The sequence below is a fragment of the Flavobacterium sp. ABG genome, from assembly GCF_001027725.1.
GTDB classification, from domain to species: Bacteria; Bacteroidota; Bacteroidia; order Flavobacteriales; family Flavobacteriaceae; genus Flavobacterium; species Flavobacterium cupriresistens.
This window is the reverse complement of record NZ_LEKS01000010.1, coordinates 128,986-153,176: the sequence shown is the minus strand read 5'-3', so window position 1 is coordinate 153,176 and position 24,191 is coordinate 128,986. Positions and strand designations below refer to the sequence as shown.

24 protein-coding genes are annotated in these 24,191 nt (G+C 35.9%); 7 read left to right on the top strand and 17 right to left on the bottom strand.

Going from position 1 to position 24,191, the window contains the following annotated elements:
* Positions 1-12 precede the first annotated feature (12 nt).
* Positions 13-819 (bottom strand): glycogen/starch synthase, encoded by an 807-nt coding sequence (locus AB674_RS12535; RefSeq protein WP_047777057.1) that lies wholly within the window; start codon positions 817-819, stop codon positions 13-15.
* Positions 820-897: 78 nt separating this feature from the next.
* On the opposite strand from AB674_RS12535, the gene panC reads away from it, so the two are divergent.
* The 5 genes from panC to AB674_RS12510 all read left to right on the top strand — a co-directional run bounded on the left by panC (position 898) and on the right by AB674_RS12510 (position 6,842).
* A complete protein-coding gene (gene panC, locus AB674_RS12530; RefSeq protein WP_047777055.1) occupies positions 898-1,776 on the top strand; it encodes a pantoate--beta-alanine ligase in 879 nt (292 codons plus the stop codon).
* Between the two features lie 14 nt (positions 1,777-1,790).
* On the top strand, positions 1,791-2,141 hold the full coding sequence (panD, locus tag AB674_RS12525; protein WP_047777048.1) for an aspartate 1-decarboxylase: 351 nt from the start codon (positions 1,791-1,793) through the stop codon (positions 2,139-2,141).
* Between the two features lie 200 nt (positions 2,142-2,341).
* Positions 2,342-3,493 carry an alpha/beta hydrolase gene (locus tag AB674_RS12520; protein ID WP_047777046.1) on the top strand — a complete coding sequence of 384 codons (1,152 nt, stop codon included), beginning with the start codon at positions 2,342-2,344 and terminating at the stop codon, positions 3,491-3,493.
* Between the two features lie 3 nt (positions 3,494-3,496).
* On the top strand, positions 3,497-4,858 hold the full coding sequence (gene radA / locus AB674_RS12515; RefSeq protein WP_047777044.1) for a DNA repair protein RadA: 1,362 nt from the start codon (positions 3,497-3,499) through the stop codon (positions 4,856-4,858).
* A 19-nt stretch (positions 4,859-4,877) separates the two neighbouring features.
* Complete coding sequence (locus AB674_RS12510; RefSeq protein WP_047777043.1) at positions 4,878-6,842, top strand: transglycosylase domain-containing protein; 1,965 nt, start codon at positions 4,878-4,880, stop codon at positions 6,840-6,842.
* A gap of 55 nt (positions 6,843-6,897) precedes the next feature.
* On the opposite strand, the gene AB674_RS12505 is transcribed toward AB674_RS12510, so the two are convergent.
* From AB674_RS12505 to AB674_RS12490, 4 genes are all read right to left on the bottom strand, one after another.
* Positions 6,898-7,935, bottom strand: a complete 1,038-nt coding sequence (locus AB674_RS12505; protein ID WP_047777041.1) for an NADP(H)-dependent aldo-keto reductase — start codon at positions 7,933-7,935, stop codon at positions 6,898-6,900.
* 259 nt (positions 7,936-8,194) lie between these two features.
* Positions 8,195-8,455, bottom strand: coding sequence for a hypothetical protein (locus AB674_RS12500; protein WP_047777040.1), 261 nt, complete (start codon positions 8,453-8,455; stop codon positions 8,195-8,197).
* Between the two features lie 138 nt (positions 8,456-8,593).
* Positions 8,594-9,538, bottom strand: a complete 945-nt coding sequence (locus tag AB674_RS12495; protein ID WP_047777038.1) for an OmpA family protein — start codon at positions 9,536-9,538, stop codon at positions 8,594-8,596.
* A 167-nt stretch (positions 9,539-9,705) separates the two neighbouring features.
* The gene (locus AB674_RS12490) at positions 9,706-10,467 is read right to left on the bottom strand and encodes an exodeoxyribonuclease III (protein ID WP_047777036.1); all 762 of its coding nucleotides are present in this window, start codon (positions 10,465-10,467) and stop codon (positions 9,706-9,708) included.
* Between the two features lie 119 nt (positions 10,468-10,586).
* On the opposite strand from AB674_RS12490, the gene AB674_RS12485 reads away from it, so the two are divergent.
* Positions 10,587-12,389 (top strand): GNAT family N-acyltransferase, encoded by a 1,803-nt coding sequence (locus AB674_RS12485; RefSeq protein WP_047777035.1) that lies wholly within the window; start codon positions 10,587-10,589, stop codon positions 12,387-12,389.
* A 70-nt stretch (positions 12,390-12,459) separates the two neighbouring features.
* On the opposite strand, the gene AB674_RS12480 is transcribed toward AB674_RS12485, so the two are convergent.
* The 6 genes from AB674_RS12480 to AB674_RS12455 form a co-directional block, all read right to left on the bottom strand.
* On the bottom strand, positions 12,460-12,867 hold the full coding sequence (locus AB674_RS12480) for a DUF805 domain-containing protein (RefSeq protein WP_047777033.1): 408 nt from the start codon (positions 12,865-12,867) through the stop codon (positions 12,460-12,462).
* Positions 12,868-13,099: 232 nt separating this feature from the next.
* The gene (locus AB674_RS12475; RefSeq protein WP_047777032.1) at positions 13,100-13,375 is read right to left on the bottom strand and encodes a TM2 domain-containing protein; all 276 of its coding nucleotides are present in this window, start codon (positions 13,373-13,375) and stop codon (positions 13,100-13,102) included.
* A gap of 23 nt (positions 13,376-13,398) precedes the next feature.
* Complete coding sequence (locus tag AB674_RS12470; protein ID WP_047777030.1) at positions 13,399-13,824, bottom strand: DUF805 domain-containing protein; 426 nt, start codon at positions 13,822-13,824, stop codon at positions 13,399-13,401.
* A gap of 147 nt (positions 13,825-13,971) precedes the next feature.
* Positions 13,972-14,250: a TM2 domain-containing protein gene (locus AB674_RS12465; protein ID WP_047777029.1), complete on the bottom strand. Its 279-nt coding sequence runs from the start codon at positions 14,248-14,250 to the stop codon at positions 13,972-13,974.
* Positions 14,251-14,272: 22 nt separating this feature from the next.
* Entirely contained in the window at positions 14,273-14,656 is a 384-nt protein-coding gene (locus AB674_RS12460) for a DUF805 domain-containing protein (protein WP_205625357.1), read from the bottom strand.
* Between the two features lie 190 nt (positions 14,657-14,846).
* Positions 14,847-15,797, bottom strand: coding sequence for a 2-hydroxyacid dehydrogenase (locus AB674_RS12455; RefSeq protein WP_047777027.1), 951 nt, complete (start codon positions 15,795-15,797; stop codon positions 14,847-14,849).
* Positions 15,798-15,994: 197 nt separating this feature from the next.
* On the opposite strand from AB674_RS12455, the gene nhaA reads away from it, so the two are divergent.
* The gene (gene nhaA / locus AB674_RS12450) at positions 15,995-17,158 is read left to right on the top strand and encodes a Na+/H+ antiporter NhaA (protein ID WP_047777025.1); all 1,164 of its coding nucleotides are present in this window, start codon (positions 15,995-15,997) and stop codon (positions 17,156-17,158) included.
* A gap of 68 nt (positions 17,159-17,226) precedes the next feature.
* Here the strand turns inward: nhaA and AB674_RS12445 are convergent, their stop codons facing one another.
* The 6 genes from AB674_RS12445 to AB674_RS12415 form a co-directional block, all read right to left on the bottom strand.
* Complete coding sequence (locus tag AB674_RS12445; protein ID WP_047777024.1) at positions 17,227-18,402, bottom strand: WD40 repeat domain-containing protein; 1,176 nt, start codon at positions 18,400-18,402, stop codon at positions 17,227-17,229.
* Between the two features lie 224 nt (positions 18,403-18,626).
* Positions 18,627-19,403, bottom strand: a complete 777-nt coding sequence (gene proC, locus AB674_RS12440) for a pyrroline-5-carboxylate reductase (protein ID WP_047777022.1) — start codon at positions 19,401-19,403, stop codon at positions 18,627-18,629.
* A 115-nt stretch (positions 19,404-19,518) separates the two neighbouring features.
* A complete protein-coding gene (mgtE, locus tag AB674_RS12435) occupies positions 19,519-20,868 on the bottom strand; it encodes a magnesium transporter (protein ID WP_047777021.1) in 1,350 nt (449 codons plus the stop codon).
* Positions 20,852-21,637 (bottom strand): 16S rRNA (adenine(1518)-N(6)/adenine(1519)-N(6))-dimethyltransferase RsmA, encoded by a 786-nt coding sequence (rsmA, locus tag AB674_RS12430; protein WP_047777019.1) that lies wholly within the window; start codon positions 21,635-21,637, stop codon positions 20,852-20,854. Before rsmA ends, mgtE begins: the two co-directional genes overlap by 17 nt.
* Before the next feature lie 383 nt (positions 21,638-22,020).
* On the bottom strand, positions 22,021-22,332 hold the full coding sequence (locus AB674_RS12420; protein ID WP_047777108.1) for a DUF4286 family protein: 312 nt from the start codon (positions 22,330-22,332) through the stop codon (positions 22,021-22,023).
* Positions 22,333-22,399: 67 nt separating this feature from the next.
* A complete protein-coding gene (locus AB674_RS12415) occupies positions 22,400-24,181 on the bottom strand; it encodes a tetratricopeptide repeat protein (RefSeq protein ID WP_047777016.1) in 1,782 nt (593 codons plus the stop codon).
* Positions 24,182-24,191 lie beyond the last annotated feature (10 nt).

Below are 24,191 nucleotides of genomic sequence, written 5' to 3'. Positions count from 1 at the left end.
TAATGTTAAAATTTAAAGACCCATACTTTTGTAGAAATTTGTATACGCATCAGCGAATGCATCTTTCGTGGCGAAAGGTAAAAAAGGTTTTCCTGAAGATTCTATAAATTTTGTTAAACTTGAAGATACGTTTGGCGATGCAATAATGACAGCATCAGAATGCAATATACTGGCCTTTAAAATATTCTCATAATTTGGTGTTTCCAAATCAACTACTGATTCGTGTGGCACACCATCAAATTTCACCTTGTTAATCATTTCCAAATCTAAATTTTCATCAAATGACTGTCCGTAAACAGAAGTCACAATTTTAGTTTCAGAAAACAATGCTTCATTTTTGTAATAATGTTTCATATAAATTGGAAGCATAGCGGCTAACCAACCATGAACATGAATAATATCAGGAACCCAATTGAGTTTTTTTACGGTTTCTACAACTCCTTTGGCAAAAAAGATCGCTCTCTCATCATTATCAGGATACAAAACCCCTTCTTCGTCAGCAAAAGTTGCTTTACGTTTAAAATACTCATCATTATCTATAAAATAGACCTGAATTCTTTCTTTAGGAATTGAGGCAACTTTAATAATCAATGGCATATCCAAATCATTCACTACCAAATTCATTCCTGAAAGTCTAATTACTTCGTGTAACTGATGTCTTCTTTCGTTGATGTTTCCATATCTTGGCATGAAAATTCTTATCTGACCGCCTTGATCATTAATCATTTTCGGCACGTCATAAGACATTAAAGAAACCTCATTTTCAGCCAAATAAGGCACGACTTCAGATGATACATATAATATCCTCTTATCTTTCATAATAGTATTTTACTTAATTTTTGGTAATAAAAACGTTGCAAAATTACAAAATTTTATGCAGTTATTAACTAATATATTATGTTTGCACTAAATTTTAATAATACCGACATGCATATTTTCTACGGTAAAGTAGCTTTGATAGCCTATTTAAAAACTATCAAAACCACAAATTCGACCATCGGATTTGTACCAACAATGGGCGCTTTACACCAGGGGCATCTGGCTTTAATGCAGAGATCTCTTAAAGAAAACGACGATACTGTAGTTAGTATTTTCGTAAATCCAACTCAGTTTAACAATCCTGAAGACTTGGCAAAATATCCTAGAACTCTCGAAGAAGACGTCAAAAAAATGCGTGTTCTGAGCGACAAAATAATTCTATATGCTCCGTCTGTAGAGGATATTTATGAAGGTGAAACGGTTTCTCAGCATTTTGATTTCGACGGATTAGAAAATCAAATGGAAGGAAAATTCAGACCCGGACATTTTGATGGAGTCGGAACAATTGTAAAACGCTTGTTCGAAATTGTAACCCCGACAAATGCTTATTTTGGAGAGAAAGATTTTCAGCAATTGCAAATCGTCAAAAAAATGGCAGAAAAAAACAATATGCCGGTAAATGTTGTTGGCTGTCCTATTTTCAGAGAAGACAATCAACTTGCGATGAGCTCCCGAAATGAGCGTTTAACACCGGAAGAAAGAAAAGAAGCTGCCCTAATTTACAAAACTTTGACAGCAGCTAAAGAACTTTTTCAAACCAGCACTCCCGAAGAAACTATTGCCTTTGTTGAAGAATCTTTCCAAAACAATGAGCGGTTTACCTTAGAATATTTTGTTATTGCTGATGAAGCTACCTTATTACCTATCGACAACAGAAATAAAGACAAAAACTACCGCGCGTTTATAGCGGTATTTGTTAATTCTATAAGACTGATTGACACCATTTCATTAAATTAAATTACCTTTGCACCATGCAAATTCAAGTTATAAAATCCAAAATTCACCGTGTGAAAGTAACGGGAGCCGATTTAAATTATATTGGCAGTATTACTATTGACGAAACACTACTGGAAGCTTCAAACATTATTGAAGGCGAAAAAGTAGCAATTGTAAATATCAATAATGGCGAACGCTTTGAAACTTATGCTATTAAAGGAGAACGAAATTCAGGTGATATTACCCTGAATGGTCCTGCAGCCAGAAAAGTTCAAAAAGACGATATCATCATCATCATATCTTATGCAACCCTGGAATTTGAAGAAGCTAAAACCTTCAAACCGTGGATCATTTTCCCTAATGAAAACGATAATTCGCTAACCTAAGCTTTTCTTTTACAGCGTATTTCTTCAGCATTTGATATTTTTTTATCAGAGAGGAATTCTTTTACCCCTATCTAAAGTAAATAGTAAGTGATAATTAAGGCATTACCGTTTTTAGAATTCCGAAATACTAAAAAAGCAAATAAAATGTTATATTGCTACACTATTTCAATACTTTTTAATTCACTGAAATGCCCCAAATCATGAAAAAAGTTTACCTACTACTTACTTTAATTTCAATTTCTGTTTTCTCTCAGAAAAAATTTGACAACATCAAATCGGAGAAACTGGGAGAGGAAAGAAGAATCACTATCGGACTTCCTGCCTCTTACGAAGCTAATCCCGAAAAAAAATACCCGGTTTTATACTTACTAGACGGCGATTATTTATTTGATCCGTTCTCAGGAGCTGTAAATTATGGTGTTTATTGGGACGATTTACCCGAAATGATTATTATTGGTGTTCATCAAAACAAAGATGGCGAACGCTACGACGACACTACTATTGATCAAAACACCGGATTGCCTTTTGAAAAAGGAGCGGATTTTTTTGAATTTATTGGCGCTGAATTAGTTCCTTATATTGAAAAAAAATACCGCACCTCTCCTTTCAGACTTATTGCTGGACATGATACTACAGCCAGTTTTATCAATTTTTATTTGTACAAAGAACAACCTCTTTTTAATGCCTATATTTGTTTAAGTCCTGAACTTGCTCCTAAAATGGAAGTTCGAATTCCGGAACAATTAGCAAAACTAAAAACACCATTCTTTTACTATCTTTCGGTAGCCGACGGTGATATCAAAAAGATCAAAGAACCAATAGAAAAATTAGACGGCAACATTAAAATTGCCAATAATCCGTTGATAAATTACAAATACGATCTTTTTAAAAACACTACTCATTACACCGAAGTTCTGCATTCGATACCAAGTGCGTTATATCAAATTTTTGAAGCTTACAGACCGATAAACTCAGACGAATACAACAACAAAATTGCAATCCTCGAAACTGGTTACGCGGATTACCTGGAAAATAAGTACAATGAAATGTCTAAAGTTTTAGGAGTCCAGATTCCGGTTAGAATGACCGACTTTAAAGTAATTGAGAACATTATATTAAAAAAGAATGCTTACGACGAATTAGGCAAAATGGCAGAAATCGGAAATGTCAATTATCCTAAAGCAATGTTGGGTGAATATGAGTTAGGATTGATGTACGAAAAAATGGGTGACCCGAAAAGAGCCTCAAAAAAATACCAAAATGCTTCCCAAATGGAGCCTATTGGAGATTTGAATAAGGATGTGATGTATGAGAAAATTGACGAAATGAATACGCTTTCAAAAAAACCATAACTAATGTCAAAAGTTAAAACTTCTTTTTTTTGCCAGAACTGCGGAACTCAATATGCCAAATGGCAAGGGCAATGTAATGCCTGCAAAGAATGGAATACTATAGCCGAGGAAATCATTCAAAAACAGGAAAAAGTAGCCTGGAAGAGCGAACCCACTCCAACAGGTAAAGCGCCACGTCCGTTAAAAATTAATGAAATTGATTCGGCTCAGGAGATTCGAATGAACACGACTGACGGAGAACTTAACCGTGTTCTTGGTGGTGGTCTTGTTCCTGGTTCTTTAACCCTTTTAGGAGGAGAGCCTGGGATTGGAAAGAGTACACTTTTACTTCAGATCTCCCTAAAATTACCTTATAAAACACTATACGTTTCCGGTGAAGAAAGCCAGAAACAAATAAAAATGCGTGCCGAAAGAATCACGCCGGATAGTGACAACTGTTATATATTGACCGAGACTAAAACGCAGAACATCTTCAAACAGATCGAAGCGATAGCACCTGAAATTGTCATTATTGACTCGATTCAGACTTTGCATACGGATTATATCGAATCAACTGCCGGAAGTATCTCTCAGATTAGAGAAACCACAGCCGAACTGATCAAGTTTGCCAAAGAAACCAACATTCCGGTTATTCTGATCGGACACATTACGAAAGACGGAAACATTGCAGGTCCAAAAATCCTGGAGCATATGGTCGATACCGTTTTACAATTTGAAGGCGACCGAAATCATGTGTATCGAATTTTACGTTCGTTAAAAAATCGTTTCGGATCAACAGCCGAACTGGGAATTTACGAAATGTTAGGAAGTGGTTTACGCGAAGTAAGCAATCCGTCCGAAATATTAATTTCACATAAAGACGAAGAATTATCAGGAACTGCGATTGCCAGCACTCTTGAAGGCATGCGCCCGTTGATGATCGAAATACAATCGCTTGTAAGTACGGCAGTTTACGGAACTCCACAACGAAGCACAACCGGTTATAACGCCAAAAGATTAAACATGATTCTGGCCGTTTTAGAAAAAAGAGCCGGATTTCGTTTAGGCGCCAAAGACGTTTTCCTTAATGTAACGGGAGGAATTTCTGTAGATGATCCCGCGATTGACTTAGCGGTCGTTGCAGCCATCTTGTCTTCAAACGAAGATATTCCGGTAACAAAAGGATTTTGTTTTGCAGGTGAAGTTGGCTTATCGGGAGAAATTCGTCCGGTAAATCGGGTAGATCAAAGAATTCAGGAAGCCGAAAAATTAGGTTTCAATACTATCTTTGTTTCCAAATACAATAAAATTGCCTTAAAAAACACAGGAATCAAAATTGAACTCGTGGCTAAAATTGAAGATGTAGCCAGTATTCTTTTTGGTTAATTTTCTACAAACCTACTTTATGAAATTTCCAAAACAAAAAATAAAAAAAGCACTCTTAATACTAGCCCTGGTATTAGCAGTGCTTTTTTTAGGATTTTACTTTTTCCGTGATTCGCTTTTAAAGCAAGCCATTGCAAAAGTAACCCGCAAAATGAATGTGGAATACAACAGTACTTTTTCTGTAAAATCCGCTTCTTTTGAAGGTTTATCCGGTATTAAATTAACGGATGTGATTCTGGCTCCAAAAAATGCAGACACTCTTTTTCATATTCAAAAAATAGAAACCAGCGTTAGCTTGTCTAATTTATTAATTGGTGACGTTCAGGTTGGTACTTTAAAAATAGATAACGGATACATTCAATTGGTCAAAAAAGGAAAAATCCGCAATTTTGATGCGTTTCTTAAAAAAGACCCTTCCGACACCGATAAAAACGAAAAACGCAAGTATGCTACTTTTGCTTATCGTATTATCTCCAAATTGCTGAATTTGGTTCCTACGGATATGAAATTGGAAAACCTGATTTTTAAAATTGACGACAATGGCAAAAAAACGTCTGTTGCCATAAATAAACTCGTTTTAAACAACAAACAACTCGAAACCAATCTTCATGTACAAAGCAAAGATTTTGACCAGCGTTGGAACATAAAAGGATTTGCTGATCCCAGAAACAAAAAAGCAGACATTCGTTTTTTCAATTTAGACACGGGTGCTATAAAAGTTCCGTATTTAGATGAACGTTATAATCTAAAAGCGAGTTTTGATTCTATACGTCTGAATGTAGAAAACATTGAGAAAAGCGGAAGCGAATTGCACATTGACGGTTACACTTCGATTTCAAATCTAAAAATCAATCATCCGAAAATCGCCAGCAAGGACGTAGTGATTAAAAATGCGCGTTTTGACTATCGTTTCTTATTGGGCAATGATTTTATCTCGATCGACAGTACTTCGACCATGCAGTTGAACAAAATAAAAGTACGTCCTTATGTTTCTTATAATACAGAATCAGATACCATCTACACCTTAAAAGTTGCTATTCCGAAAATGAAAGCGCAGGATTTTATTGTCTCGCTTCCCGATGGATTGTTTACTCATTTTCAGGGAATGGAAGCAACAGGGAATTTTGATTACAAACTAGATTTCAAATTCAACAAAAACAAACCGAACACCTTGGTTTTCGACAGCAAACTAAACAAAGAAGACTTAAGAATCACAAAATACGGGGAAGCTGATTTGAATAAATTAAATGGTGAATTTGTATATCGCGCTATTATTCAAAATGTAATGCAGCGTCCGGTTTTAGTTGGAAATGCAAATCCAAATTACACGCCTTTAGACCAGATTTCGCCTTATTTAAGGAAATGTGTTTTAACGACGGAAGACCCTTCGTTCTTTTCGCATCGTGGCTTTATTAATGAAGCTTTTAAACAATCGATTCTAAAAAACATCCGAACCAAAAAATTCTCGCGTGGCGCCAGCACCATCAGCATGCAGTTGATTAAAAATGTGTTTTTGACGCGTGAAAAGACCCTTTCGCGTAAACTTGAAGAAATTTTATTGGTTTATATCTTAGAAAATAACCGCATCGCAAGCAAAGAAAGAATGCTCGAAGTGTATTTCAACATTATCGAATGGGGACCCAACGTATACGGAATTGGAGAAGCAAGTCATTTTTATTTCCAGAAAAGCCCGTCGGCTTTAAATGTTGATGAATGTTTGTATTTAGCGACGATTATTCCTAAACCACGAAAATTCATGTACCAGTTTAATGACCAGGGTAATTTGAAAGACTACGCCATAAAGAATCAGAAATTCTTACGGAATTTGATGTTTCGCAGGGGGCTTTTAATTCCTGAAGATACTATTGGACAATTACCGGTTTACATATCCGGAAATGCCCGTTCGTTATTGCGAATTAAAGCGCCGGATTCAACAGCGGTTCCTGTTGATTCTTTATCAGTAGATGACGAATTTGATCTTTAAAAATTATAAAACTAAACCCGACAGATTTCAAAAACCTGTCGGGCTTGTTTTTTTATTACGGTGCCGGATCGGGAATTATTGCCTGAACTTCGTTTATTTCCGTAATGATTTCTTTGGAAAGCACCACATCAATTGTATCGATGTTTTCTTTTAATTGTTCCAAAGTTGTAGCTCCAATAATGGCACTGGTCAAAAAGGGCTGTTGTAACACAAATCCCATGGCTAATTGAGTCAGAGTCAAACCGTGTTTGTGTGCAATTTCCTGATACAAACGGGTAGCCTGTGTACATTGCTCACTGTTATAGCGCGTGTATTGCGGGAAAAGTTTGATTCTTGCATTTGGATGTTCTTCTCCGGTTAAGAATTTACCGGTCAATACGCCAAACGCCAAAGGAGAATAGGCCAATAAACCGATATTTTCGTATTTTGAAACTTCAGCAGAACCCACCTCAAAAAGACGATTCAATAAAGAATACGGATTTTGAACGGTTTTGATTCTTGGCAGATTGTTGTATTTACTTTCTTCCAGCAAACGCATCATTCCCCACGCATTTTCATTAGAAACTCCAATATGTTTTATTTTTCCCTCTTTGATTAATAAATCAAAAGTCTCCAGAATTTCTCTGAAGTTATCTTCCCAAACATCATCATGACCGTTAAAAGCACGTTGTCCAAAATAATTGGTTTTTCGTTCCGGCCAATGCATTTGGTACAAATCGATATAGTCTGTTTGAAGACGTTTTAAGCTGTTTTCTACCGCATATTTAATACTTGCAGGCGAGAAATCTAATTGATCTCTCATATAGGTAAAACCAGGATTTGGACCTGCAATTTTGCTAGCCAAAACTACTTTATCACGATTGCCTGATTTTTTAAACCAGGAACCAATGACTTTTTCGGTACTTCCATAAGTTTCCTGACGCGCCGGAACCGAATACATTTCGGCAGTATCAAAAAAATTCACTCCTCTTTCGAGTGCGTAGTCCATTTGAGCATGTCCCTCGGCTTCTGTGTTTTGCTGACCAAAAGTCATTGTACCAAGATTGATTTTACTAACTTTTATATCGGTGTGCGGTAACGTTGTGTATTTCATTTTTTTTCTTGAGGTTCTAAGTTACTAAGTTTCCAAGGCTCTGAGATTGCCTGTTCTGAATTATAAGACTTCAAATATACAAAGGGAATTAGCAATGGGGAGTAGGACAAAAGTTAAAAAAAAGTTACACTTTTTTTTAAAGGTACTGAGGTGCTGAGTTGCTAAGGTGCTGAGTTTTTCTATTTGAAACGATAAAAGGCTCAAGATTTCACCTTGAGCCTTTTGTCTACAAATCTTAGAGTCTCAGAAAATCAGAACCTTAACAACTTAACACAATATCCCAATCTTCCATTTCTTTTGATAAATTTTCTTTTGAGACTATTCGATTATACTTGACATCATCTAGTCCCTCTTCAACTTTATTATGGTATTCAGATAATGATACAGGGTATCCTTTTGCATCATACGAAACTACTTCATTTAAATAATTATCAAAAACAGAAGATACAATTTGCAGCACTCTTTCATCTGCCAAATCCAACTGAAGTCTTATCTTATCTTTTAATTCAGGAAGTCCCATAGTTTTAGGTTTTTAAAAATCAAAGTTACGAAAAACCAGAGCTTTAAGTTCTCACTAAAATAACAAAAGGCCCAAGGAAAATCCTTGAGCCTTTTGTATATAAATCTTAGAGTCTCAGCAACTCAGAACCTTAGCAACTTAATTAATACTATTCAGCATCTCTGCGATTTCATCTAGTCTTGGCGTTAAGATGATCTCAATTCTACGGTTCTTCGCTTTTCCTTCCGGAGTTGCGTTGCTGGCAAGAGGAGAAAACTCACTACGTCCGGCAGCCGTTAATTTTTGTTTATTGATTTTTTCATTTTCAGTCAAAATAGCCACAATTGCAGTTGCTCTTTTTGTCGATAGGTCCCAGTTGTTTGTAATTGGTCCTGAACCAACATATGGATCATCGTCAGTATGTCCCTCAATAAGCACCGAAAGATCAGGATTATCACCTAATACTTTACCTAATTCAACAACCGCTTTTCTACCTTCTGTTCCAACTGCCCAGCTTCCTGAATTGAAAAGTAATTTATTTTCCATAGAAACATATACTTTTCCGTTTTTCTGTTCTACTGTCAGACCTTTTCCTTCAAAACCGTTTAAAGCTTTAGACAAGGTATCTTTTAGTTTTTTCATTGCGGCTTCTTTGGCGGCAATCATAGCTTCAAGTTCATTTAGACGGCTTGCTGTTTTGTCTAAACGTGCTTGTTCTTCGGCTAATTTTTTTGATTTCGCTTCTAATTGTGCTAACAATTCGCGGTTTTTATTCATGTTGCTTTCCAGAGCATCATTGCTGTTTTTTTCAAGTGCATTGTACGAATCTTGTAGCACTTTGTATTTTTTTTGTTCTGCAGCCAGATCCGCTTTTTGTTTTTCAAGATCGGCTTTAGTACCTGTTAGATCTTTAGTTAATTTATCACGGTCTAATTCTAACTGATTTTTTGCTTTCTTTAAATCTGCATTTTCATCACTAACAGAACGATTTTCTTTTTTTAGATCCGAATATTTAGATTCCAGATCGTTGTAAATTTTCTTAGAGACACAAGAAGTTGTAGATAAGGCTAATACTAGCAATCCGATTGAGGCTTTTTTAATCATTTTTATTTAATTTTTATTTGAGGCGTTTACTAATTTAAAACATCTTGTTTACTGAAGCTCCACGATAACCGTGCTTTTTACTTGTCCCTTCGAACAAAGAAAAACCACAGCATAAAGCAGGGGCATCACTTGAAAACGTAATTTTTATAACAATAACGATACCAAGATTACTCAATCTCTACTAAAACCGGGCAATGATCGGAGTGCACGGCATCCGGAAGGATAACGGCACGCTTTAATTTATGTTGCAAGGAGTCGCTTACCAAATTATAATCGATACGCCAGCCTTTATTATTGCCTCGGGCTCCTGCACGATAACTCCACCAGGAATAATGATGCGGATCTTTATTGAAATGACGGAAGCTGTCCACAAATCCCGATTTCATAAAAGTATCCAACCAGGCACGTTCGGCCGGCAAAAATCCCGATACGGTTTTGTTACGAACCGGATCATGAATATCTATCGCTTCGTGACAAATATTATAGTCCCCACAAATAACCAAATTTGGTATTGTAAGTTTTAACTCGTTTATATACGTTTGAAAATCATCCATAAACATAAATTTATGGTCTAATCTTTCAATATTTGTTCCCGACGGAAGATACAAACTCATCACCGAACAGTCGTCAAAATCAGCACGAAGGTTACGTCCTTCAAAATCCATATGATGAATTCCGGTTCCGTAAATGACATTATTTGGCTTTATCTTAGACAATATAGCCACGCCACTGTACCCTTTTTTTGTCGCAGGATAATAGTACTGATACGGGTAACCCGCTGCTGTTATGTCGTCTACCGGAATTTGTTCTTGTGTTGCCTTTATTTCCTGAAGACAAATAACATCCGGATTGGCCTGTTGCAACCAATCGATAAATCCTTTTGAAATTGCGGCTCTGATTCCGTTTACATTATAAGAAATGATTTTCATTACAGTTTTATTTTAGGATTTCAAATGTAATAAAAAAGTGGAAAGTTTGCGTTTGAAACAGCAAAAAGTAGAGTTTTTTGTTATCTTTGTTCGCTGCTCTAATAAATTAAAAATAGTACATGGGTTTAGTTACCGCGAAAGAAGTTGCAAAGGCAATAAATGTTGACAAGTACGGAGTGTTGGGTACTTTTTCGGGTTGGATGCTTATGAAGGTTCTAAAAATATCAACCCTCAATAAGATCTACGACCACAATAAACATTTAGAGGATGTTCCGTTTTTAAACGGAGTTCTTGATGAATTGCAAATTAAATTTGAAATTCCTGAAGAAGATCTAAAGCGTTTACCAAAAGACGGCGCCTATATTACCATTTCAAATCACCCACTTGGAGGAATTGATGGTATTTTGTTGTTGAAATTAATGCTTGAAAGAGAGCCTAATTTTAAGATTATCGCCAATTTCCTGTTACACAGAATCGTTCCTCTTAAAAAATACATCATGCCTGTAAATCCTTTTGAAAATCATAAGGATGCCAAATCAAGTGTGGTTGGAATTAAAGAAACTTTACGTCATTTAAGCGACGGAAAGCCTTTGGGAATCTTCCCTGCAGGAGAAGTTTCTACTTACAAAGATGGAAAATTAGTCGTAGATAAACCTTGGGAAGAAGGTGCTTTGAAGCTGATTAGAAAAGCAAAAGTTCCGGTTGTTCCCATTTATTTTCACGCTAAAAACAGCAAATTATTTTATTGGCTTTCCAAAATCGATGATACTTTGCGCACAGCAAAATTACCGTCTGAACTGTTAACGCAAAAAGATCGCGTTATCAAAGTACGTATTGGAAAACCGATTTCTGTAAACGAACAAAACGAAATTGAATCGTTTGAAGAATATTCCGAATTTTTAAGAAAGAAAACCTATATGCTTGCTAATCCTTTCGAAAAGGATAGCAAATTAATAGATACTGCAAGTTTAAAAATACCGAAAGCACCTAAAAAAATTGTTACACCGGCTAGTGAAAGCGCCATGATTGCTGAAGTAAACGCATTGCGATCCAGCGATTGTCGTTTATTACAAAGCAAGAATTACGAAGTGTTTTTTGCCAGAGCGAAAGCAATTCCGAATGTGCTGCATGAAATTGGTCGTTTGCGTGAAATTACTTTCCGTGAAGTTGGAGAAGGAACCAATGAGTCTATTGACTTAGACCAGTACGACAAATACTACCACCATATGTTTTTGTGGGATGATGATACCAAAAGAATCGCCGGCGCTTACCGCATGGGATTAGGTTCTGAAATTTATCCAAAATACGGTATTGAAGGTTTTTATCTGAATGATCTTTTCCGATTTGAACCGGAATTACATGATATGATGCATAAATCGATCGAAATGGGTCGTGCTTTTATCATCAAAGATTACCAACAAAAACCGATGCCTTTGTTCTTGTTGTGGAAAGGAATTATTCATACCACTTTGCGTTATCCTGAGCATAAATATCTTTTGGGTGGTGTAAGTATCAGTAACCAATTTTCTGATTTCTCTAAATCGCTGATGATTGAGTTTATGAAATCAAACTATTACGATCCTTATATCGCGCAATACATACATCCGAAAAAAGCCTATAAGGTTAAATTGAAAGATGCTGATAAAGATTTTATTTTTGATGAAGCCGAATCTGACTTAAACAAGTTTGATAAAATCATTGATGAACTAGAGCCGGGGAATTTACGTTTACCTGTTTTAATTAAGAAATACATCAAGCAAAACGCCCGCGTAGTAGCTTTTAACGTCGATCCGTTGTTTAACAATGCTGTAGACGGCTTAATGTACATCAGAATCGCCGATATTCCGGAAAGCACTATGAAACCCGTTATTGAAGAGTTTCAAATAGAATTAGAGCGTAAATTATCTGAAAAAGAAGATTAGCGCTTTACACTAAATAAACAAAACCCGTTTCGAACTGAAACGGGTTTTTTGTTTTTTACTTAAAAACGGATTAGGCTAATTCTTTTCCAATCTCGTCCATTTCATCAAACTCATCTTTCGGATCGGCACCATACTCATTTTGTCCATCATCTCCTTCCGTACAAAGGGAGATAAAGAACCATATTACACCTATCAAGGGAATTAAAATAATAAATATAAACCACCCACTTTTACCAACGTCATGTAATCTTCTCACCATTACTGCTAAACCCGGAATAAAAACTACTAAACCGTATAACCCTCTAAAAACTCCCAATTCCAAACCTCCAGGGCTTAAGTTAGCAAAATAATCAAGCACTCCTAAAATCATAGATATTAGCGCACTAGCTAAACAGTAGTACCAATATTCGCTTCTTCTCGCTCTTCCACTAAAATTTGCATAGTTTTCAAAAACTACCTTCTTGTACCACTCAATCATGATTATTCTTTTTTTTCAATAATTTTCTTACTCTTAAGGATTTTCAGTTCCTCCTTTGGATTTAACTTTCAACAGAAATAATTCGTTCCAAAACCAAATTATACCGCTATCTTTCTCAATAACAATACGAAAGACATTCCTTCAAAAATTGCATAAAAAAAATACAACCCATCTCTTTCGAGATGAATTGTATTCGTATAAAAACCATCGTAATAAATGGTTCTTGTCTTATTTAGAACCAGCCTTTTTGACCAACTTGGTAAGTCTCATAAAACTCGTCGTCTGTTTTTATTAAATATAGAATTCCTTCTATAAGTCCTATTACGGCACCAATTCCACACAAAAGACCTAATATCAATTGAATAACTCCTTCTTTTGTATAACCTAAATAAAACTTATGGATTCCTAATCCACCTAATAAAATTGCAAGAACTCCTGCAACCACTTTTTTATTTTCTTGTTTCACTCCTTGTGGAGCATTCCATGATTCTTGTTTTGTAGTTTCCATCTTTATATTGTTTTTTCTTTTAATTATTGCAATTCAACTTTTCCAATTTCATTAATCTCCTCAGTCGGGTTTTTAGGGTCTGACCCGTATTGGTTTGGTCCATGATTTCCTTCGGTACAGAACAAAATAAGAATCCAGATTCCTCCGATAAATGGAATAAAAGCAATTAAATAAAACCAACCGCTTTTACCAACATCATGCAATCTTCTAACCACAACTCCCAAAGTAGGAACAAGTGTCAGCAAGGTATAAATTCCAAAAAGAACATATCCTATAATACCTCCCGTTAATGCATCTCCAAAAACACCACCAATTATAGCTCCTACTAGAATTAATAAAATAGAGATTATCCCATTAGCAAGGGCAAAATACCAATACTCACTTCTTCGTGCACGTCCTGTAAAATTTGCATAGTTTTCAAAAACCACTTTTTTGTACCATTCAATCATAATTAATATCGTTTATTAGTTAATTTCTGTTCTCCGGAATTTTTAATAACTCCTTTCAATCCTTAATTTAATTCTATCATTTTATTAAAAAACACTTTCTGCTACAAAAGCGCAAATCCCATTTATTACAATGGGATTTGTATGTTTTTAGAACCATCCTTTCTTACCAACCTGATAGGTCTGATAAAAATCTTCATCTGATTTTGTAAGATAAATGATTCCTTCTATAAAACCAATAATCCCTGCAATACCACAGGTTACAATACTTAAAACGAGTTGAATTACCCCTTCTTTGGTATATCCTAAAACGAATTTATGAATTCCTAAATACCCAAAGATTATTCCCAAAACTCCGGCAAGAACTTTTTTGTTTTCTTGTCTTGGAGCTAATGGAGTATTCCAAGATTCTGTTTTTGTCTCTTCCATATTATAGTTCTTTTATAGATTATTATAGCTCTGATTTTCCAATTTCATCAATTGTATCACTATACCCTTTAGGATCTTCACCATACTCATTTGTACCTTTATCTCCCTCCGTAGCCAACAATATGATATTATAAATAGGAATTAGAATATACCAACCACTTTTACCGATATCATGCATTCTTCTGATTGCAACAGCTATTGATGGAATAAAAACGGCTAAGCTATAGACGTTTGCTAAAGGGGTAATGCTAGGCGAGATTAATGCAGCAATAAAACCTACTATAAATCCAAATATAATGCTTACAATAATGTTTGCCAAAAAGAACATCCAGTACTCTTTTCTTCTTGCTCTTCCATCAAAATTTGCATAGTTTTCAAAAACCACTTTTTTGTACCATTCAATCATAATTAATATCGTTTGTTAGTTAATTCCTACTCTTTAGGATTTTCGGTTACTCCTTCAGATTCTAAAGAAATCCTATTTAGATTGATTCTTCAAAAAATCGAAAACAATATTATTAAAAATTAACAAATAAAACTAATTATCGTCACAATATTTACAGGAAAAGACTCGTTATTAAAACCCAAAATAAAGGTTAAGAAACAGAATAAAGCGCTTTTATTTTATCGACAATTACCTGAGCCAGACGTTCATGACTTTCAAATGTCCATCCCGCAATATGAGGTGTCAGCAAAACGTTTTTTGCTTCCAGTAAATATTGGAAAGCCTCGGGTGTATTTTTATCTTGAAAAAGCGTCTCAAAAGATAACTTTTCGTATTCCAAAACATCTAAACCGGCTCCTAAAATCCTTTGCGTTTTCATCGCTTCCACTAAATCCGCCGTTACAATATTTTTACCTCGAGAGGTATTGATAATCCAAAACGGTTTTGCAAATGCTTTTATAAAATCGGCATTGACCATTTTGTCCGTTTCCGGAGTCCATGGAAGATGCAAACTTAACACGTCGGCTTTTTCTTGCAACTCTGACAAAGAAACCTGTTTAGCGTTTTCATCACCAACATTATCCAAAATATCATAACAAAGAACCGTTGTCTCAAATCCGCGCAGTTTCTTCGCAAAAGCTTTACCCATATTTCCGTACCCAATAATACCGACTGTTTTACCGTCAAGTTCATGACCACGGTTACTTTCCCGGTTCCATTGTCCGTTTTTTATTTCTGTGTCGGCCTGATTCAAATTATTAAACAAAGACAAAATTACTCCTAACGAATGTTCTGCAACAGCGTTGCGATTTCCCTCAGGTGCTGCAATCAGATGAATTCCTTTTGCTTCAGCATACTCACAATCAATACTTTCTAGACCCGCTCCCACTCTCGCGATAAATTGCAGATTAACGGCTTTGTCTAAAAAGGTTTTATCAATTTTAAAACGGCTTCGGATTACGATTCCGTTATAATTGTGAATTTTAGCTTCTATTTCTTCTTTAGTAGATTTAAAATCGGCCTCATTTTCAAAATTAGCTTCCTCTAATTGTTTCCAGAGAATAGGATTATTACTGTCGATATGTAGAATTTTTGTGCTCATAGATAAATTTAATTATACGAATTGAAAAACAAAAATACAGCATATTCTTCATTTTTGAATTCCAAAAAACATAGTTTCCTCCCAAACAAAACGTTCTGACTTTTTTATTGGCTTTATTTTTTTTAACTTTGAATAATCGAGAAATCTCAGGCTTTTTTGCCTTTCTCTTGTTTCCGCATCTTTAGAATATATTCCACATGAAATTAACCAAAACTTTTAAAGCCTTTTTTGCAAACGAAAAATCAGGAGGGCTTCTTTTACTTTTTGTCACTATACTGTCCCTTTATCTGGCTAACTCTTCTATGCAAGCTGATTATATTAGCTTCTGGGATAATGATTTGGGAGGACATTCAATCACACACTGGATCAACGACGGTTTGATGACGATTTTCTTCTTATTGATTGGTTTAGAATTAGAACGTGAAATTTATCATGGAGAGCTGTCGAGCATCAGAAATGCCTCATTGCCAATTATGGCTGCTTTTGGTGGTATGCTTATTCCTGCAGCAATTTTCCTTGCTTTAAATTTTGGGACCGCAACGCAAAACGGGGCCGGAATACCAATGGCAACGGATATTGCTTTTGCAATTGGAATTTTATCGCTTTTAGGAAGCCGCGTTCCTGCCTCTTTAAAAGTATTTTTAACCGCATTGGCCGTAATCGACGATTTAGGAGCGATCATTGTTATTGCCATTTTCTACACTACAACAATAGCATTTGTAAATCTTGCCATTGCATTGGGAATTTGGGCTCTTTTATTTGTCTTGAATCGAATGAAAGTTTACAATATTATTCCATATCTAATTGGTGGTGTCCTGATGTGGTATTTTATGCTTAATTCCGGTGTTCACGCTACTATTACGGGAGTTATACTAGCCTTTGTAATTCCTTTTGGAAATGGTGACGAAAATTCTGTTTCTCATAAACTGGAACACTTCCTGCACAAACCTGTTGCTTTTGTTATTCTTCCTTTATTCGCTATGGCAAATACCTGTATCCCGATTGAATCGGACTGGCACGAAGGTTTAAACCATCCCAACACGTACGGTATTATTTTAGGACTAGTAGTTGGAAAACCTCTTGGAATCTTTTTGTTCTCTTTGATCGGAGTAAGTGCCGGTATGTGTACACTTCCCAAAAACCTCAAATGGGCTCATGTCATAGGTGCGGGAATGCTTGGAGGAATTGGTTTTACCATGTCTATCTTCATTACCATTTTAGCTTTTCACGATCCCGAAACCATTGTTTTTTCTAAAATAGCCATTTTAATCGCCTCTGTAGTTTCCGGGCTTTTTGGCTTCTGTTATTTGAAATATACTTTGAATCAAAAGAAAAAAACGAAATCCAAAATTCCAACCTAACGTTGTTGGAATTTTGGATTAAAAAATTAACCTACATAAAGTACTTACAACTGCAAAACAATTCCAGTCTAAAGATGTAGCGGACCAAATACCCTGACCTTGCCGCTAAAGCCATTATTACTTGAGGTTGCGCCAATAGCCTCAATGCTACCATCTGCCGAGAGTGAGACACTATTACCGCTATAATCATTGGCGTTACCATTAATACAGGCAACCTGTGTCCAACCTTCTACCCTATTTTTGTAGACCTTCACTTGACCGGAATTGACACCATTGACATTGCCTCCCGTAGCTCCAATCGCCAATACATTACCGGCTGCAGAGAGCGAAACACTAATACCGAAATAATAGCCACTTGCTTCTCCATTAATCGCTGTTAACTCCGTCCAGCGTGTTGAGTTCCATTTATACACCTTAACTTGTCCTGAGTACTCCCCATTAGACTTTGCTCCATATGCTCCAATAGCCAAAGTACCACCATCTGCAGCGAGGGAAACACTTGCGCCAAAATAACTCCCCTTTTTACCATTAAAAGTAGTCCCTAATTGCATCCAATTCCCATCATTATTTTTGTAGACCTGTACCTGACCTGAATTTTCACCATTGGCATTACCGGCACTGGCTCCAATAGCAAGGATACTACCATCTACAGAAAGGGAAATACTTTGTGTACTGCAATAGCTGCTTGCTCCTCCAATAATTGTATTTCCAATCTGTGTCCAATTTCCATTCCAATTTTTATAGACTTTGGCTTGTATTGAATCACCATCTGATTGTCCCCTAGCTACAACAGCAAAAACATTACCATTTGATGAAAGCGAAAGACCATTACCGTAAAAACAACCATTAGAAAAAGCTACTTTAACATCAATCCCTTGCTGTTTCCAATCTCCATCCTCTTTCTTGTACACCCGAATCAAACCATTGTTCGTCACAATAGCCAACGTATTACTATCAGCAGAAAGAGAAACAAAAGAACCAACGGTTTCGTAAGCCGCTTTTCCATTAATTGCAGTACCTTCCTGCGTCCAGCCTTCTGCAGTATTTCTATACACTCGAACCTGACCTGAAGATGTTCCGTTATCTGTAGCGCTGGGCGCCCCAACAGCCAGCGTCTTGCCATCTGCGGAAAGCGAAACACTTCTGCCGCTATTAGAATTAAGCTCCCCGACAATATCAACTCCAACTTGTGTTTGTCCAAAACCAAGTATTGGAAATAATAAAATAAATAATTTTGTTTTCATCCTTGCAAAAATTTATAAATCAATGCAAAGTACTTCTCGGTTATCATACCGACTTTATTCACTTTATTTCTGTGAAAACAAAAATTATACTCGTATGTTCTCTTGAGAAATTTGATTAAGGAAAAGTTTAAACTATCATCAGCCAAAAAAGAAAAAATCCCAAATCCCAACATTCATAAGTTGGAATTTGGGATTTAAAAAATTGGAATTTTACTTCCCGAATTTTATCCTTTTATCTGTTTCAGCGAAGTTTTGATTCCTTTAATTAAAGAAGAACTAAATCCGTTGTGTTCCATTTCATTAAGTCCCACAATGGTACAACCTTGCGGTGTCGTAACACGATCGATTAATTGTTCCGGATGCACCTTTTCCTCTAAAAGCATTTTTGCTGCTCCTTTCACCGTTTGCGCTGCTATGGCTAAAGCGGTATTTGAGTCAAATCCAATCTCGATTCCTGCCTGCATAGAAGCACGAATATAACGCAATGCATATGCTGTACCGCAAGCTCCCAAAACAGTTGCAGCATCCATCAGTTTTTCATCGATTATAGGAGCAGTCCCTAAATCCTGAAACAAATCTACAATTGGCAATGCTTTTTCTCTGTCTTTTTCCGGGAAAGAGATACAGGTAGCGGATTCTCCAAATTGGGCCGCAATATTGGGCATAATTCGGATCACCGGAAATTCATTATTTGTTTTAGTTTGAAGCATCTCAAGAGATAATCCACTCACAGCAGAAGCGATAGTTTGGTTTTTGATCACCGGCAAAATTTCTGCTAAAACGGTATCAACTTGATACGGTTTAATGGTTAAGATCACCACATCAGCTTCTTGAATATTTTGTTTATTGTCGGATGAAACTGTAATTCCGTATTCAGACAAATACTGAATACTGGCTGTGTTTCTCCTTGTAACAGTAACCTGATTGTGTTTAGAGAATTGTGCAATTCCGAGCGCAATAGAAACACCAAGGTTTCCTCCTCCTATAATGTGTACTTTCATTTTGGTTGTTTTTTGGTCTGTTTTCTGAGCTGATTAACAGTTTGTTTTCCGCTTACAAATTACATAGATTTTATTCATTTTAAATCACTGAAATCCATCAATTTGTGGGAAAAATTTAAAATCCAAGAATCAATTTGGCGACTCCAAAGTAGAGCATAATTCCAAAGACATCATTGGTCGTGGTGATAAACGGACCTGTTGCAATTGCCGGGTCGATTTTATTTTTATGTAGAAAAAGCGGCACTAAAGTTCCTAGGGTTGCAGCAAATAAAATTACCACGATCATCGAAATTGAAATTGCCAATCCTACTAAATATTGCTGATACATCACCGAATGGTAGCCTAATAAAAGTAACGAGATAATCGTTCCCGAAATCATCGATACGCTAATTTCTTTGCTGAAATAACCGCGGCTAAATTCTTTTAAAGTTCCGTTCGCCAAACCCTGAACAACGATTGCCGATGCCTGAACACCGATATTTCCAGCTGTTGCAGAAAGTAAAGGCACAAAAATAATTAAAGTAGAATATTTTTGAAAGGTTGCTTCATTGCCTTTCAGCACAAAGGAAGCGACAATTTCAATCACCATTCCGATTAAAAGCCAGGGTAAACGTGCTTTTGTCAACTCAAGAACGCTGTCATTTGACTCTACGTCTTGTGTAATACCGGCCGCTAACTGGTAATCTTTGTCGGCTTCATCTTTGATCACGTCTACGATATCATCAATCGTAATACGGCCCACCAGACGTCCTAATTCGTCGACAACAGGAATCGCCTCTAGATCGTATTTCTGCATGATACGTGCCACCTCAACATCTTCGGTATCTACGTTTACAAAATTCAGCTTTCGGATATAGATATCACTAATTTGAGTTTTAGTGGAAGTTGTTAATAAATCTTTTAGCGAAAGCCTTCCTTTCAATCGGTTTTCGTCATCAACAACATAAATAGAATGTACTCTGGATACATTTTCTGCCTGAATACGCATTTCTTTCACGCAAGTTAGTACATTCCAATTTTCATTGACTTTTACCAACTCTTTTCCCATCAAACCACCGGCAGAGTTTTCATCGTAACGCAATAATTCGACAATGTCTTTTGCGTGTTCAACGTCATTTAACTCTGAGATTACTTCGGCTTTAATTTCCTGCGAAAGTTCGGCGATAATATCTGCCGCATCATTGGTTTCAAGCTCATCAAGCTCTTCTGCAATTTCTTTCGGCGAAAGTCGGCTTAAGATATTCTCCCGCAAATCATCTTCCAACTCTAAAAGAATCTCAGCCGTTTTATCACTATCTAAAACTTTAAAGATGTACGTTGCCTCATCAAAATCTAATTCATCTAAGATTTCGGCGATATCGGCATGGTGCATATCATTCAGTAAAACTTCAAGTTCTTTGTCGTTTTTACTAACAATGTGCTCTTCTAATTGTTGGACTAATTCTTTGCTAACTTTGAACTCCATCGGCTTCTATTTTTTGAGTCAAAACAATAAATTCTTCAACGCTCAGCTGCTCGGGACGTTTATCAAAGATAGTGTCTTCTCGCAATTGGTCTGATAAATTTAATGTTTTCAAACTGTTACGTAATGTTTTTCGTCTTTGCTGAAAAGCAGTTTTCACCACTGTAAAGAACAACCTTTCACCACAAGGAAGACTATAATCTTCCTTTCGGGTCATTTTCATCACACCCGATTTAACCTTGGGCGGAGGAATAAAAACATTTTCGTCAACAGTAAACAAATACTCTGTATGATAGAAAGCCTGAGCTAAAACGGATAAGATTCCGTATGCTTTTGATCCTTTTTTCTCGCAGATTCGTTCTGCAACTTCTTTTTGAAACATCCCCGAAAACTCCGGAATCTGATGTTTGAACTCCAGGGTTCTGAAAACAATCTGAGTCGAAATATTATACGGGAAATTCCCAATAATAGCGAATTGTTTGTTCTCGTAAACCTCGTTAATATTGTATTTCAGGAAATCCTGAGAGATAATTTTATCTTTAAGTTTTGGATAATTTTCACCCAAATACACCACTGATTCTGTATCAATCTCGATCACATGGGTATTAATTGGTTTATCAAGCAAATATTTAGTCAGCACACCCATCCCCGGTCCTATTTCTAAAACCTCATCATATCCTTCTAAACTCAAAGTATCTGCAATTGCTTTGGCAATACTTTCATCTTTCAGGAAATGCTGTCCTAAATGTTTTTTGGCTTTTACTTTTTCCATTATTCTATTTTATTTGCCACAAGGGCCTACGAGGTTTGCTTTAGCCACAAAGGCGCTAAGACACAACTCTTTATTTTTTATTTATTTCTTGTAACTGCTGAATATTTCACAAATATCTAGTCTCTTTTAATTACAATAAGAAAATTGTCTTTATTCTTATCAATCTTATTTTTCACAGGAAATCGACTAACTCTCTCCATTAAACGCAAAAAGCTATAGAATCTCTCTACTTTAGACAGCTTAAAAAATTCCTCTTGCTGTTGTTTATTGCTTTCTTCTTTAGTTTGAAATCGAATTTCCATTAGATTATCTATTTATAAAAATGAATCCTTCTATCTTAAAGATCTAAACTGAAAACGGAGACTGACACTGAGACTGAAATACTAATGTTCTGAAACTACTTCCAGTTCTGTTCTGAAAGAAAGCATTTTATCTGCGAAAAGCTCTAAAGCTTCTTGACGAAATTTTGGTGCATCTTCCATATAATACTGCTCTAAAGTCTGTTTGCTATCCGTAACATATTGAACAGAGTAGGTTACACCGCCCATTTCCTCTTCAATTAAAACCTTTACAATTCTGGCGGAAGAAAATTTCCCTGTCCCTAAAATTTCCGGTATATGTTTTTCCTGCATCCATTTTAACCATTGGTCATGAACGCTCTCGTGTATGTTTGTGGTAACGTTGTAAATAATCATTCTGTCTCTTCTTTTAATTCTTATTATTCTCAGAGTTTGGAATTTGGAATTTCCTTTTTTTGGAATTTTACAAATTGGTATCTCCCCGCAATTGGCGGTATTTTTTTCTCGCATCAACAAAGTAAATACTGTCCTGATGGTTAAAAATTATCTTTTCATATAAAGGCTTTGCCTTTTCTGTATCTTTCAATTCATCGTTGTAAATTTCTGCTGAAAAGTACAACGCCTCGTCTACATAAATTCCGTCACTATGATGGTCAATAATTTGCTGATATTGACTTAAAGCTGCACTATAATCTGCCAAACTTTCATAAATTTTACCTAAACGCAACATAGTAACCGCTTCAATTTCCTGCCCTTTAAAGGTTTTCAAAATCCCCTGAAACTGGGCTATAGCTTCCTGTTTTTTATTTTGATATAGCAGAAAATCGCCTTTAGCAAACTGTTTCAATGCCGTTTGTGTCGAATCGGCAACGGTATTATCGTTTATCAGCAAAAAATATTCAAGAGCATCATTGGCAATCAATTGTGTATTGGCCGATTTAAGTTCTTTAAACTGTTTTAAAGCCCATTCAAAATCGGTTTTATAATAACTTGTTTTAGCCGCTTTCAAACTCGCCTCATGTGACATGACATCATTCTTTAAATCCAATTGAATTTGCGAATAATAAATCAAGGCCTGATTGAATTTTTCTTCCAAAAGCAAAATATCTCCCAACTCCATTTTAGCATCAGCCTGTTGATAATCGTTCAGATTAAGCTCTAATGCTTTTTTAATAATTGCCTTGCCTTCTTCCGGTTTTTTTAAATTGAAAGCCAGAAAATGTGCCTGAATTATTTGCAAAGATAAGGTAAAAGGAGTGATTTCATAGGTTGTAAGCAATTGTTGCAGTTCTGTATCGATTGCAGGGTAGTCTTTTTCTTGTGCTTTTGCAATTTTAATCTCCATCAGACGTGCGTTTGTCTGAATCAATAAATCTAAATCTCTGGTATTTAAAAGAATAAAATTTAAAATTTCTGAGGCCGTTTCGGTATCGTCTTCATTCAATGCAAACTGACTCAGATTCACAATACTCATCAACGATTCCGGTTCTCTTTTATAAATGGCTTTCTCCTGAATAAAAGCCTTTCCGAATTCCTTCTGTTGCACATAAAACCAACTCAGATAATGATTCCAGAACACGTCCTGATCTTTTTGTGTTCTCAGGATTAATGCCTTTCTCATGGCATCTTTAAAACTCGTATTATCTGCCTCGCCATTCATAAAACGGGACAATTGTGTCTGAATTAAATTGGCATTTTGCGGATTCTGATAGGACTCGGTTAACAAAAGATCAATCATCAAATCGGTCTTTCCTAACTGACCGTACAACATTCCGATTTGAAAATTAAAATTGTAATTCGGCTGTATTTCCATTGCCGTTTGATACGCTTTTAAAGCATATTCCAACAATACTTTTTTCTCGAATGAATTTCCGATTCCGTAAACATCATTTGGGTTTGTTCGGATTTTTTCAATTGCTTGCTCGTAATAGTCTTTGGCTTTGGATTCGTTTTTCTGAAGTTGAAAATTATATCCTAATTCTACTAAAAAAATACCTTGTTTGTATCGGTTGTATCTTTCCTGAATCGCTTTTTGAGCAATATCAAATTGCTGCAATTGCTGATAGCAATCTACAGTTCTTAAAAAATACTGACTGTTGGATGGTGAACCACTTAAAAGCTGTTCGTAACTGACTTTAGCTTTTTCAAAATCGCCTTTATCGTAGTAATATTGAGCGAGTTGCTCATTTTGTGCAAATGTAAGGGTGGACCACAACAAAACGATATAGATAAAGATGTTTTTCATATTTCAGTTT